A 13,358-nucleotide genomic window follows, 5' to 3' on the forward strand; every position below is an offset into this window, starting at 1 on the left:
TCGCGGCAGGCCCGGCGCGGCCGTTCCTCCGCGCGGCCGACCCCGCGCAGCCGTATCCGAGCCCCCGTGATGGAGCACCCCACCCGGTGAGCACCCCGCCCCCGCAGCCGCCCCGTCCTGCCGGTCCCGGCCCCGCCTGGCCGCCGCCGGCGCCGCCGCGGCCGGGCTGGGGGGTGCCGCCGGGGCCGCCCGCGCCGCCGGCGCTGAACGGTTTCGCCCTCGCCTCCCTGCTGGTCGGGCTGCTCTGCCTCCCGCCGCTCGGCGTCGTCTTCGCCCTGGTCGCGCTGGCGCAGATCCGGCGCCGGGGCGAACGGGGCAGGGCGCTGGCGTTCACCGGTCTGGCGGTCTCCCTGGCCACGACGGCGGTGCTGCTCTACGGGGTGGCCGGTCTCGCGGGGCCGGTCCTGGAGCACCTGGCCTCGCGGCGGGAGCCGGAGCCGGTCGAGGGCCAGCTGACGGACATGGACCGGCTGCGGGAGGGCGACTGCTTCAACGTCCCCGGCGGCGACCTCCTCGACGAGACGCCCTTCACCTACCGGACCGACTGCGCGCAGACGCACGACGCCGAGGTGACCTCCGCCTCGACGCTCGCCCCCGGAGCCTTCCCGGGCGCCGCCACGCTCAAGGACACGGCCACGGAGGCGTGCTGGAAGGCGCAGGACGCGTACGCGATGGACAGCTGGGCCCTGCCCGACTACGCGGAGATGTACTACTTCGCCCCCACGCGCGAAGCGTGGCGGGCGGGCGACCGGCGGCTGATCTGCGTGATCGGCACGGCGGGGCACGAGCACCAGGGGAGCCTGCGCAAGGACGCGGGGATGCTGACGCCGGAACAGGTCTCCCTGCTGACCGCCCTCAACGCGGCCGACGGGGCGCTGGGGCGGCCGCCCGAGGGGGACCTCGCCGGGGCGCTGCCGCAGTACCGGGCGTGGGCGCGCGAGGTCGACGAGGCGCTGGCCGCGGAGGAGGCCGTACTGGGGCGGGCCGTCGCCGCTCACCCGCAGGCGCAGGCCCGGCTGAGGGAGCTGGCGGCGGCGCGGGCGCAGTGGCAGCGGGCGTCGCGGGCGGCCCGGCCGGCCGAGTTCGCGCAGGCGCGGGTCGCGGCGGAGCGGGCGCTGACGACCGGCTCGGAGAAGGTCCTGCGGGGGGCGTACGGGCTGTCGACGCGGGTTCCCGAGTGGCTGGAGGACAACCCGGAGGGGGCGGGGCGGGGGCCCTCGGCCGACTCGGCGTGAGGCCGGCGAGGGCGGGGAAGAGGGCCCTGAGGGTAACGCCGGGTAAGGGGTTTGAGTGACCAGGCTTCATCACATCGGGTGAAACCCTGGCCCGCGCTTGCACAGCTGAACAGCGGGTTGCCAGGCTGTAGCTGTCTGTCAACCTGATGGGAGTGGCCCGTGACTTTCGGTGAGCAGCCGGCCTATCTTCGCGTGGCCGGTGATCTGCGACGGAAGATCGTCGATGGGTCCCTGCCCCCGCACACCCGGCTCCCTTCCCAGGCCCGCATCCGCGAGGAGTACGGGGTCTCCGACACCGTCGCCCTGGAGGCGCGCAAGGTCCTCATGGCGGAGGGTCTGGTCGAGGGCCGGTCCGGGTCCGGTACGTACGTGCGCGAGCAGCCGGTCCCGCGCCGGGTCGCGCGCTCCGGCTACCGCACGGGCGGGGCCTCGACGCCGTTCCGGCAGGAGCAGGCGGAGTCCGGCGCGCAGGGGACGTGGGAGTCCAGCAGCGAGCAGACGGAGGCGCCGGCGGACATCGCGCAGCGCCTGGGCATCGCACCGGGGGACCGGGTCATGCGCACCCGGTACGTCTTCCGTGACGCGGGCGAGGCGATGATGCTGTCCACCTCCTGGGAGCCGCTGTCCGTGACCGGCCGGACCCCGGTGATGCTGCCGGAGGAGGGCCCGCTGGGCGGCTCCGGGGTGGTCGACCGCATGGCGGCCATCGACGTGGTCGTGGACAACGTGGTCGAGGAGGTCGGAGCGCGGCCGGGCCTGGCGGAGGAGAACATGACGCTCGGCGGGGTGCCCGGGCACGTGGTGCTGGTGGTGTCGCGGACCTACTACGCCTCGGGGCGGCCCGTGGAGACGGCTGACGTGGTCGTCCCGGCGGACCGCTACCGGCTCTCCTACCACCTGCCCGTCCGCCGCTAGGCCGTCTCTGCCGGTAGCTCGCCGAGCGCCGCCGGGGTCGCTTTCGCGCCCCGGCGGCGCTTTCGCACGCCTGGCCGGATGCGTACGCCCCCCAGGTATCTCTTCGTGAAAACCCGTATCCGCTCAGTGAAGGTCGGGCGTAAGCTCGGGCATATGCGCAATGCGGTTTCCTGGGCAGGAACATCGGCGGAGGGTGGAGCGCGATGAACGACAGCGGTGCCCTGCTTCCATGGCTGGTCATACGTCAGGACGACAACGGCAACCGCTACCGGGTGGGCCGGTACGCCACCCGGGCCGAGGCCCAGAAGGTCGTCGACGTCTTCGAGGACCGGGGGCACAAGCAGCTCTACTGGGTCGAGCGGCTCGGCCAGGCGGACAGCAGCCCGGCCGCCACGACGCGGAACTGAAGGCCCGCCAGGGCCTGGCATAGGCTCCGTCCATGACGGTACGCGTGGTCGTGGGCGGAGCCCTCTGTCGTGACGGGCGCCTGCTGGCCGCCCGCCGCAGCGCGCCCCCGGAGCTCGCCGGCCGCTGGGAGCTCCCCGGCGGCAAGGCGGAGCCGGGCGAGACGGTGCCCGAGGCACTGGTGCGCGAGCTGCGCGAGGAACTCGGCGTCGAGACGGAGGCGCTGGAGCGGATCCCGGGGGAGTGGCCGCTGAAGCCCGGCCTCGTGCTGCACGTGTGGACCGCCCGGCTGCTCTCCGGCGAGCCCGCCCCGCTGGAGGACCACGACGAGCTGCGCTGGCTGGCCCCGCACGAGCTGGACTCCGTCGACTGGCTCGACCAGGACCGGCCGTTCGTCGCCGAGGCCGGCCGCAGACTCGGCGCCGGTCGCGACGGGCTCGCCGCTCCCGGCGGCGCCGGTGGCCCCGGCGAGCCCGGTGCGCACGGCGGCCGGGGAGCGGACGGGGCGCACCGGGGCGCATGACGCTCGCGTTCTAGTCCGTCTGCGCCACAGTGCGCCGTTGGGTGGCGGATCGGGTGGTACGGCGCCCCAAATATCGGGTATGTCGCTATTAGTCCCTATCTCGTCCCCCATTCGTCCCCGACGAACCTGACTGGGGTCGCTGGTGGCCCGGGAAGTGATCGGCGTGATCGACACAGACGGTGAGTGTGCCGAGTGGGCCTTCCCCGCCGAGCCCGGTGCCGTCCGCACCGCCCGCCACGCCGTGCGCGGCGCCCTCCGTTCCTGGGGCCTGGACGCCGTCGGAGATGTGACCGTCCTGCTGGTCAGTGAGCTTGTCACCAACTCCCTGCGCTACGCCTCCGGCCCGATCGGGGTCCGGCTGGAGCGGCGCGCTCCCGCCGAGGAGGGGCTCGCGGGCGGCCCCGCGCTGCTCGTGGAGGTCTCTGATCCGCTTCCGGATCCGCCCCGCGAACGGGTCGCCGACGCCGAGGACGAGGGCGGACGCGGACTGCACCTCGTCGCCGTCTCCGCGCGGCGCTGGGGCACCCGGCACGGAAAGTCGGGGAAGACGGTGTGGTTCGAGTTGGCTCTTCCTGGTGAGTAACAAGGAGAAGGGCGAGAAGGGCGGCAGGGGTCTCCCGGAGCGCGTCAGGGATGACCGCCGGACGTGGCCGGAAAACAACGGGACCCTTTTGTGATCGTGAACGCCGTGCCGTACCGGGCCGTGGTGCTGAATACTTCGGTCATGGCCGGTCCGGTTGCGGTGAGCTGGAGGGGACGGTCGCGTGAGCGAGATACCTGCGCAGGCACATCAGACCCGTGTGCCCGGGGAGTCGTGGCACGACTCCTTGTGGCACAGCAGTCCGCCTGGCTCGATATATGACTACATAAAGGTCGCATCGTTCTCGATCGGCCCTGACGGGCTCATCGACCAGTGGAGCCTGCGCGCCGAGGAGCTGTTCGGACTTCCCGCAGCCCAGGCGGTGGGACGGGATCCGGTCGAGGCGTTCATGCCGCCCGAGCTGCGCGACGGCGGCCGCCGCAAGGTCGCCGAGATCCTCGACGGCAAGGAGTGGACGGGCCTGGTCCCCTTCCGCATCCCGGGCGGGAACGGCGCCCACGGCGTGGCCGAGATCTACGTGATGCCGACCCAGACCGGTACCGGAGCGCGGGCCGCGCTCTGCGTCGTGGTCGATGTCCGCGCCCTGCGCCGCATCGAGTCCGACCTCGCCGCGTCGCAGGCCATATTCGGCCAATCTCCCTTCGGCTTCCTGCTCTTCGGCACCGACCTCACCGTGCGGCGCGCCAACCGCCGCTTCGCCACCGTGTTCGGAGGCGCCGTGGAGGAACACCGGGGCCGCACCGTCCACGACTACCTGCCCGCGCACGAGGCCGACCGGATGACGGCCGCCCTGCGCCGGGTACTGGACACCGGGCAGTCCGTCACCGACTTCAGGATCACCGGCTCGGCCCCCGGCAGCCGCGAGAACCGGCACTGGTCCATCAACCTCTACCGGGTCCACGACGGGACCGGCCGCCCGATCGGCATCGCCGGCCTCGGCACCGACGTCACCCGCCGCCACCTCGCCGCCCGCGAGGCCGCCGGCGTCCGCCGCAACCTGGCCCTCCTCAACGAGGCCGGCCACCGCATCGGCAACTCCCTCGACCTGGAGACCACCGCCCGCGAACTCCTCGACGTCACCGTCCCCGGCTTCTGCGACCTGGCCGCCGTCGACCTCTACGAGGGGCTCCTGCTCGGCGACGACGACCGCCCCGCCCGCCCCCAGGGCCCCGGACTGCCCTCCCTGCCCGGGCAGGGCGCCCGCCGCGCCCCCTCGGCGCCGCTGCGGCGCGTGGCCTTCGCCTCCGCCGTCTCCGACGCCCCGCTGTCGGGGCCGGGCGCGCCGGCCGCCGTCGGGGAGACCCACCGCTACCCCGCCGCCTCCCCGGGGGCCGTCGCCCTGCGCACCGCGCGGACCCGGCTGATCGAGGGCGGGGGATCGGACGACCGCGTCCAGTCGACCCTGATCGTGCCGATGGTCGCCCATGACACGGTCGTCGGCCTCGCCCAGTTCTCCCGTACCAAGGGCAGCGAGCCCTTCGGCGAACGGGACCGGGCCGTCGCCGTCGAACTGGCCGCCCGCGCCGCCGTCTGCATCGACAACGCACGCCTCTACCGGCGCGAGCACGAACGGGCGCTGATCCTCCAGCGCAGCCTGCTGCCCCCCGGCGACCCCGAGGCGGCCGGCCTGGACATCGCCTGCCGCTACCTGCCCGGCAACGCCGCGACCGAGGTCGGCGGCGACTGGTTCGACGTCATCGAACTGCCCGGACACCGCACCGCCCTCGTCGTCGGCGACGTCATGGGCCGCGGGCTGCGCGCCGCCGTCGCCATGGGCGAACTGCGGACCGCCGTACGCACCCTCGCGCTGCTGGACCTGGAACCGGCCGAGGTGCTCACCGCCCTCGACGAGGTCGCCCGCGGCCTCGGCGCCCCCGGCGGCGCCCAGCAGGCGTCCCGCTCGGCCCTGCACTCCCGCGACGCCGACCGCTCCGAGGTCTACCTCGCCACCTGCGTCTACGCCGTCTACGACCCGGTGACCCGGCGCTGCACCATCGCCAACGCCGGCCACATGCCGCCCGTCCTGGTCGAACCCGCCGAGGAGGGCAACGCCCCGCGCCCCGGCCTGCTGCTGGAGATCCCGACCGGCATGCCGCTCGGGGTGGGCGGCGAACCCTTCGAGGAGGTCGAGGTCGAACTCCCCGAAGGAGCGCTGCTCGCCCTCTACACCGACGGGCTCGTGGAATCCCGCGACCACCCCCTGGAGGAGGGGCTGCGCGGACTGCGCGGCGCGGTCGCCGACCCGTCCCGCCCGCTGGAGGAGGTCTGCGACCACGTCCTGGACACCCTCCACACCCGCCACGGGGAGGACGACATCGCCCTGCTGATGGCCCGCGTCCAGGGCCTGCCGGTGGACGCCGTCGGCGACTGGCAGCTGCCCCGCGAGGCCCGCTCGGTGGGCCGCGCCCGCGAACTGGCCCGGACCAAGCTGCCCGCCTGGGGCCTGGAGGGCCTGCTCGACACCACCGAACTGCTGGTCAGCGAACTCGTCACCAACGCCCTGCGGTACGGGGAGGGCGAGATCCGGCTCCGGCTGCTGCTCGACCGGACGCTGGTCTGCGAGGTCTGGGACGCCAACCTCGCCCAGCCCCGCCGCCGCCGCGCCCGCGACACCGACGAGGGCGGCCGGGGCCTGCAACTGGTCGGCCTCCTGGCGGCCGGCTGGGGCACGCGCCGCACGCACCGCGGCAAGACGGTCTGGTTCGAACTCCCCCTCCCCATCCCCGGCGGAGCGGTGGGCGAGAGCTCGACGGAACTCTCGGCGGAGCAGCTGCTCAGCATGTACGGGTGAGGGGCGGCCCCGCCCTGGACTCCGCCCATCGCGAAGCCCCCTGACACCACGTCATCCGACGGTGGTGCAGGGGGCGGGATCCCTCGCGGACCGGACTACCGGGGGTCGGAGGGCGAGCGGCGGCGGATCTTGCTGCCCAGCCAGACCAGGGGGTCGTACTTGCGGTCCACGGCCCGTTCCTTCAGCGGGATCAGGGCGTTGTCGGTGATCCTGATGCCCTCGGGGCAGACCTCCGTGCAGCACTTGGTGATGTTGCAGTAGCCCAGCCCGTGCTCCTCCTGGGCCGTGCGCTTGCGGTCCAGGCCCGCCTCCTCGGCCGCGTCCAGGGGGTGCATGTCCAGCTCGGCGATCCGCATCAGGAAGCGCGGTCCGGCGAAGACGGTCTTGTTCTCCTCGTGGTCGCGCACCACGTGGCAGGTGTCCTGGCACAGGAAGCACTCGATGCACTTGCGGAACTCCTGCGAGCGTTCCACGTCCACCTGCCGCATCCGGTACTCGCCCGGCGCCAGCCCGGCGGGCGGGACGAACGACGGGACCGTGCGCGCCTTCTCGTAGTTGAAGGACACGTCCGTCACCAGGTCCCGCACCACAGGGAAGGCCCGCAGCGGGGTGATCGTGACCGTCTCGGAGCGGTCGAAGACCGACATCCGGGTCATGCACATCAGCCGCGGCCGCCCGTTGATCTCCGCGCTGCACGAGCCGCACTTGCCCGCCTTGCAGTTCCAGCGCACCGCCAGGTCGGGGGCCTGCGTCGCCTGGAGCCGGTGGACGATGTCCAGCACCACCTCCCCGTCGTGCACCTCGACGGTGAAGTCCCGCAGGTCACCGCCGTCCGCGTCGCCCCGCCAGACCCGGAAGCGGGCGTCGTAGGTGGTCATCCGTGCAGCTCCTCTTCGGCGAGGTACTTCGCCAGCTCGTCCTTCTCGAACAGCGCGAGCAGGTCGGGGCGGATGGGTTCGGTCCGCACCCGTTCGAGGGCGATCCGGCCGGCGGCCGGATCGGCCGGGGCCGGGTCCACGGGGCGGCACAGCAGGTTCACCGGCCGCCACTGCCGCTCCATCGACGGGCAGTCCTCGCGGGTGTGCCCGCCCCGGCTCTCGGTGCGCTCCAGGGCCGCGCGGGCCACGCACTCGCTGACCAGCAGCATGTTCCGCAGGTCCAGCGCCAGGTGCCAGCCCGGGTTGAACTGCCGGTGCCCCTCGACGCCGGCGCGCGCGGCCCGTACGCGCAGGGCGGACAGCCGCTCCAGGGCCTCGGCCATCTCGGCCTCGCGGCGGATGATGCCGACCAGGTCGTTCATGGTCGTCTGGAGCTCCTGGTGGAGCGTGTACGGGTTCTCCGCGCCCGCGTCGGCCCGGAAGGGGGCCAGCGCCTCGGCGGCGGCCGCGTCGATCTGCTCCTGGGAGACGGCGGGCGGAGTGCCGGCGAGGCCCTGTGCGTACAGTGCCGCGTGCAGCCCGGCCCGGCGGCCGAAGACCAGCAGGTCGGAGAGGGAGTTCCCGCCGAGCCGGTTCGAGCCGTGCATCCCGCCCGCGACCTCACCGGCCGCGAACAGCCCCGGCACCCCGGCCGTGGCGGCGGTGTCGGAGTCGACCGCGATCCCGCCCATCACGTAGTGGCAGGTCGGCCCGACCTCCATCGGCTCGGCGGTGATGTCCACGTCCGCCAGCTCCTTGAACTGGTGGTACATCGACGGCAGCCGGCGCCTGATCTTCTCGGCGGGCATCCGGGTGGACACGTCCAGGAACACCCCGCCGTGCGGGGAGCCGCGGCCGGCCTTCACCTCGGAGTTGATGGCCCGGGCCACCTCGTCGCGGGGCAGCAGCTCGGGCGGGCGCCGGTTGTGGTCGGGGTCCTCGTACCAGCGGTCGCCCTCCTCCTCCGTCTCGGCGTACTTCTCCTTGAAGACGTCCGGGACGTAGTCGAACATGAACCGCTCGCCCTCGCTGTTGCGCAGCACCCCGCCGTCGCCGCGGACCGATTCCGTGACGAGGATGCCCTTCACGGACGGGGGCCAGACCATGCCCGTGGGGTGGAACTGCACGAACTCCATGTTGAGCAGGGGCGCCCCGGCGAGCAGGGCCAGCGCGTGGCCGTCGCCGGTGTACTCCCAGGAGTTGGAGGTGGTCTTGAAGGACTTGCCGATGCCGCCCGTGGCCAGCACCACCGCCGGGGCCTCCAGCACGAAGAAGCGACCGCTCTCGCGCTCGTAGCAGAAGGCCCCCGAGACCCTCTGCCCGTCCTTCAAGACCCGGGTGACCGTGCACTCCTGGAACACCTTGAGCCGGGCCTCGTGGTCCCCGTACTCCCGGAAGTCCTCCTGCTGGAGCTGGACGATCTTCTGCTGGAGGGTGCGGATCAGCTCCAGCCCGGTCCGGTCGCCGACGTGCGCGAGGCGCGGGTACTCGTGGCCGCCGAAGTTGCGCTGAGAGATCCTCCCGTCGGGCGTCCGGTCGAAGAGCGCGCCCCAGGTCTCCAGCTCCCACACCCGGTCCGGGGCCTCCTTGGCGTGCAGCTCGGCCATCCGCCACTGGTTGAGGAACTTCCCGCCGCGCATGGTGTCGCGGAAGTGGACCTGCCAGTTGTCGTGCGGGTTGGCGTTGCCCATGGAGGCGGCGATCCCGCCCTCGGCCATGACGGTGTGCGCCTTGCCGAAGAGGGACTTGCAGATCACCGCCGTACGGGCGCCCCGCTCCCGGGCCTCGATCGCGGCCCGCAGCCCGGCGCCGCCCGCGCCGACCACGACCACGTCCCACTGCTGCCGGTCGACTTGGGTCATCTCAGAAGAACCTCGGGTCCGTGAAGGTGCCGGTGGCCAGCAGGTAGACGTAGAAGTCGCACAGGGCCACGCTGATCAGGGAGGCCCAGGCGAGCTGCATGTGGCGGGCGTTGAGCCGGCTCGTCCAGCTCCACAGCCGGTAGCGCACCGGGTGCCGGGAGAAGTGCCGCAGGCGGCCGCCCATGATGTGCCGGCAGGAGTGGCAGGAGAGCGTGTAGGCCCAGATCAGCACGATGTTGACCAGGAACAGCAGGGTCCCCAGCCCCATGTGCCCCCACGCGTAGTGCCCGTCGCGGAAGGTCAGCACGGTGTCGTACGTGAGGATCCCGGCTACGGGCACGGCCGCGTAGAAGAAGTACCGGTGCGCGTTCTGCAGGACGAGCGGGAAGCGGGTCTCGCCCGTGTACCCGGCGTGCGGTTCGGCGACCGCGCAGGCGGGCGGCGAGGCCCAGAAGCCCCGGTAGTACGCCTTGCGGTAGTAGTAGCAGGTCAGCCGGAAACCGAGCGGGAAGACCAGGATCAGCAGGGCGGGGGACAGGCCCCACCAGCTGCCGAAGAGGTCCAGGTTGGGGCCGCCGCGCATCGTCGCGCAGTTCTGCGCCAGGCAGGGCGAGTAGAACGGCGAGACGTAGGGGGCCGCGTAGTAGTCGGCGTTGGCGAAGGCCCGCCAGGTCGAGTAGACGACGAAGGCGAGCAGCCCGGCCGCGGTGCCGGCGGGGGCCAGCCACCACCGGTCGGTCCGCAGGTGCCGGGCCGCGATCGCCGCCCGGGCGGGGGAGTGGACCCCGCCGGGCCGTTGCGGGGGTGGTTGCGTGCCTGTGGCCAAGGAGAACTCCGGGTGGAGTGCGGGGAGGGGTGGCCCAGGAGGCCCGGCCGCTCGTGCGGCCGGGCCCGATGGGGTGGGTGCGGACGGCGTCCGGTGGCGGGCGTCAGGGGGCGCGGCGGTCGCGTACGCCGAGGCCCTCGTCGTCGGTGTCCGTCCACTTGGACCGGTCGTACGGGGTGTCCGGGACGCTGACCATGCCGGTGGGGCCGGTCGCTGCGGGGGCGGCGCCCGGCGACTGCCGGGCGACGTCCTGCTCCAGCCGTTCCACGGAGCGGACCAGCTCGTTCAGGTTGCGTCGTACGGCGGTCAGATCGTCTTGCAGGGACATGACGTGACCTCACTTCCGCGGGGGTGCGGTGGCAACGCTCACGGGCGCCTGCGAGTGTCCCGCCTCCCGTCCCCGGTTGTGAAGGGACGCGCAGCGATTCCGGGCGCGCAGGCTCAAACCGTGCGCCCCTCCCTGCCCCCATTTTCATCCCTCGAACGAGGGAACGCCTGTCCGGGCCGCAACCGGGATTGGTCCGCACGGGTGGGGTTCGCGGCGTGGCGCGGGTCCGCTCCGGAGGAGGTGGCGGGCCGTCTATTTCAGTGGGTTCCGGCAGCAGTGTGATCAGCTCCATATACCGCCGAACGTGATCAAGCCCCCTCTCTTTCACGGCTCCACGCCCCGCCCCGGAGGTACCACCCATGACCCAGAGAACGCGCAGGTCCTTGGCGCTCCTCACCTCGGGAGTCCTTGCGCTGCCGCTCCTCGCGGGCTGCGGGGCGGGTGAGGACGACGGGGGGCCGGCCGCCGCCGGACCGGACATCGCGCTGACGGCCCGCGACCAGGTCGCCGACGGCGGGGTCCTGCGCTGGGCGGTGGACTCCGTGCCGGAGACCCTCAACAGCTTCCAGGCCGACGCGGACGCCACCACCAGCCGGATCACCGGGGCGGTCCTGCCCCAGCTGTTCACGCTGGACGCCAAGGGGCGGCCGGTGGCCAATCCCGACTACCTGGAGAAGGCCGAGGTCGTCGCGCGCGAGCCGAAGCAGGTCGTGCTGTACAAGCTGAACCAGAAGGCGGTGTGGAGCGACGGGCGGGAGATCGGCGCCCCCGACTTCGTGGCGCAGTGGCGGGCCCTGAACGGCAAGGACTCGGCGTACTGGACGGCGCGCAACGCCGGTTACGAGCGGATCGAGAAGATCGAGCGCGGCAAGAACGACCTGGAGGTCAAGGTCACCTTCCTGCGCCCCTACGCGGACTGGCGCTCCCTGTTCAGCCCGCTCTACCCCAAGCAGGTCATGGGCACCCCGGAGGCGTTCAACGAGGGGGCCCGCGGCGCCCTCAAGGCCACCGCCGGACCCTTCAACCTCGGGGCCGTCGACAAGAAGACCGGCACCGCTGCCCTGACCCGCAACCCCCGCTGGTGGGGCCGGCCCGCCAAGCTGGACACGCTGGTCCTGACGGCGGTCCCCCGCGCCGGCCGCCCGGCCGCGCTGGCCGAGGGCAAGGTGGACCTGGCGGAGATCGACCGCGCGGGCGCCGACCGGATCGCCCTCGCCCACCGCGACGCCGGCCACGTGGACGGCAGCCACGGCCCGGGTGCCTCCCTCACCCCGGCGCAGGCCACCCTCTCCTGGGCGCTGGCCCACGGCGCCGACGAGACCAAGGCCAGGGAGGAGCAGGAGAACCGGCAGAAGAACGCCGAGGCGGCGAAGAAGTACGCCGACGAGCAGGGGGCCCTGCGCGGCTTCGAGGTCCGCAGGTCGCTGGAGCCCTCGTACACCCAGCTGGCCATGAACGGGGCCTCCGGCCCGCTGTCCGACGAGCGGGTCCGCCGGGCGATCGCCCGGGCCCTGGACCGCAAGGAGCTCGCGGAGATCGTCCTCAAGCCGCTCGGCCTGCCGGCCAAGCCCGTCGGCAGCCACCTGGCACTGGCCGGGCAGCAGGCGTACGCCGACAACAGCGACGCCCTCGGCGGCCAGGACACCCACGCGGCCCAGGCCCTCCTCGCGGACGCGGGCTGGCGCAAGGGCGGCAAGCTCACCGAGCCGGCCGCGAAGGCGGGCCCGGAGGGCGAGGGCGCGACGGACGACTCCAAGACCCCGAAGGGCGCCAAGCCCGGACCGGGCGACGGCACCGGCGACGACGGCCTGTACATCGTGGGCCAGGACGACGGCCGCAACGGCGCCGCGCGCAAGGACCGCCCCGACCGCCAGAGCCGGGCGCAGGGACGCGCGCCCCTCGTCGCGGGCCCGCGGGCGTTCCCCGAGGGCCCGGCAGCCTTCGCGGGGGAGCCCGCCCTGGGCGCCCCCGGTGAGCGGCCCGCCGCGGCGCTGGCCCCCGCCTCCCTGGCCGCGCAGCAGGAGGAGGCGCTGCGGGCCCAGGCGGGCGCCGTCGAGGACGGCAAGCGCGCGGCCGCCGCGGCCGCCCAGGAGAAGGCGGAGGCCGAGGGCGACGAGGAGGACGCGAAGGAGCCCGCCAGGGCCACCCCGGCCCCGGCCCCCGCCAAGCAGACCACCCCGCGCACCTCGGGCGCCATGCTCGCCAAGGACGGCAAGCAGCTCACCCTGCGCTTCGTCCTTCCGGCCGGCCCCGGCTCGGAGGCGCTGCGCGCGGTGGGCGAGCGGATCTCCCGCACGCTGGAGAAGATCGGCATCAGCACCCAGACGACCAAGGTCCCGGACGAGAGCTTCTTCAAGGACCACATCGCCTCCGGCCAGTACGACCTGGCCCTGTACTCCTGGCCCACCACGGCCTTCCCGGCCACCGACGCCCGGCCCATCTTCGCCAAGCCGGAGCCGGCCGCCGACGGCTCGCTGCTCGTCGAGCAGAACTACACCCGGGTCGGCACCGACCACATCGACCAGCTCTTCGACCAGGCGGCCGGCGAGCTGGACGAGGCCAAGGCGCGCGAGCTGATGCGCAAGGCGGACGCCCGGATCTGGGCGGCGGCCGGCTCCATCCCGCTCTACCAGCGCCCCGAGCTGGTCGCCGCCAAGGCGGGCCTGGCCAACGCCGGAGCCTTCGGCCTCGGGGCGCCCCGCTTCCAGGACATCGGCTGGAAGAAGCCGACCGCCGCCAAGGACGCCAAGAAGAACGAGAAGAACTAGGAGAACCAGCCGGTGGCCGGAAGACGCCGGGGCGAAGAAGTGGTGAAAAAACGGGGCCTGCCGGGTTGACCCGCGGGTAGCAAGCTCAGAAGTGACTCAAGTTCCTTGCCCGCCGGATCCCCGGCGGGCAAGGTCGTGCGTACCCATTGACCCGCAGGAACACAGGCCGCGACCCCGGCCGGGGACC

At 73.4% G+C, this 13,358-nt stretch carries 11 protein-coding genes; 7 read left to right on the plus strand and 4 right to left on the minus strand.

Going from position 1 to position 13,358, the window contains the following annotated elements; genetic code table 11:
- The first annotated feature begins 86 nt into the window (after positions 1-86).
- The 6 genes from ABZ716_RS13145 to ABZ716_RS13170 all read left to right on the plus strand — a co-directional run bounded on the left by ABZ716_RS13145 (position 87) and on the right by ABZ716_RS13170 (position 6,470).
- The gene (locus ABZ716_RS13145; protein WP_358958642.1) at positions 87-1,235 is read left to right on the plus strand and encodes a DUF4190 domain-containing protein; all 1,149 of its coding nucleotides are present in this window, start codon (positions 87-89) and stop codon (positions 1,233-1,235) included.
- A gap of 159 nt (positions 1,236-1,394) precedes the next feature.
- A complete protein-coding gene (locus tag ABZ716_RS13150) occupies positions 1,395-2,150 on the plus strand; it encodes a GntR family transcriptional regulator (RefSeq protein WP_358811080.1) in 756 nt (251 codons plus the stop codon).
- Positions 2,151-2,353: 203 nt separating this feature from the next.
- Complete coding sequence (locus ABZ716_RS13155) at positions 2,354-2,557, plus strand: SPOR domain-containing protein (RefSeq protein ID WP_358811079.1); 204 nt, start codon at positions 2,354-2,356, stop codon at positions 2,555-2,557.
- A gap of 32 nt (positions 2,558-2,589) precedes the next feature.
- On the plus strand, positions 2,590-3,078 hold the full coding sequence (locus ABZ716_RS13160; protein WP_358958645.1) for a (deoxy)nucleoside triphosphate pyrophosphohydrolase: 489 nt from the start codon (positions 2,590-2,592) through the stop codon (positions 3,076-3,078).
- Positions 3,079-3,232: 154 nt separating this feature from the next.
- Positions 3,233-3,661, plus strand: a complete 429-nt coding sequence (locus ABZ716_RS13165; RefSeq protein WP_358811196.1) for an ATP-binding protein — start codon at positions 3,233-3,235, stop codon at positions 3,659-3,661.
- 244 nt (positions 3,662-3,905) lie between these two features.
- Positions 3,906-6,470 carry a SpoIIE family protein phosphatase gene (locus ABZ716_RS13170; protein WP_358811195.1) on the plus strand — a complete coding sequence of 855 codons (2,565 nt, stop codon included), beginning with the start codon at positions 3,906-3,908 and terminating at the stop codon, positions 6,468-6,470.
- A 95-nt stretch (positions 6,471-6,565) separates the two neighbouring features.
- On the opposite strand, the gene ABZ716_RS13175 is transcribed toward ABZ716_RS13170, so the two are convergent.
- From ABZ716_RS13175 to ABZ716_RS13190, 4 genes are all read right to left on the minus strand, one after another.
- A complete protein-coding gene (locus ABZ716_RS13175) occupies positions 6,566-7,348 on the minus strand; it encodes a succinate dehydrogenase/fumarate reductase iron-sulfur subunit (RefSeq protein WP_358811077.1) in 783 nt (260 codons plus the stop codon).
- Entirely contained in the window at positions 7,345-9,249 is a 1,905-nt protein-coding gene (locus tag ABZ716_RS13180) for a fumarate reductase/succinate dehydrogenase flavoprotein subunit (protein ID WP_358958648.1), read from the minus strand. The genes ABZ716_RS13175 and ABZ716_RS13180 overlap by 4 nt, the downstream gene beginning before the upstream one ends.
- Before the next feature lies 1 nt (position 9,250).
- On the minus strand, positions 9,251-10,075 hold the full coding sequence (locus ABZ716_RS13185) for a hypothetical protein (RefSeq protein WP_358811075.1): 825 nt from the start codon (positions 10,073-10,075) through the stop codon (positions 9,251-9,253).
- A 103-nt stretch (positions 10,076-10,178) separates the two neighbouring features.
- Positions 10,179-10,403, minus strand: coding sequence for a hypothetical protein (locus ABZ716_RS13190; protein ID WP_358811074.1), 225 nt, complete (start codon positions 10,401-10,403; stop codon positions 10,179-10,181).
- Between the two features lie 359 nt (positions 10,404-10,762).
- Between ABZ716_RS13190 and ABZ716_RS13195 the strand changes: the two genes are divergently transcribed.
- Positions 10,763-13,171, plus strand: coding sequence for an ABC transporter family substrate-binding protein (locus ABZ716_RS13195; protein ID WP_358958650.1), 2,409 nt, complete (start codon positions 10,763-10,765; stop codon positions 13,169-13,171).
- The last annotated feature ends 187 nt before the right edge of the window (positions 13,172-13,358 follow it).

This window comes from Streptomyces sp. NPDC006687, from assembly GCF_040636215.1.
GTDB lineage: Bacteria > Actinomycetota > Actinomycetes > Streptomycetales > Streptomycetaceae > Streptomyces.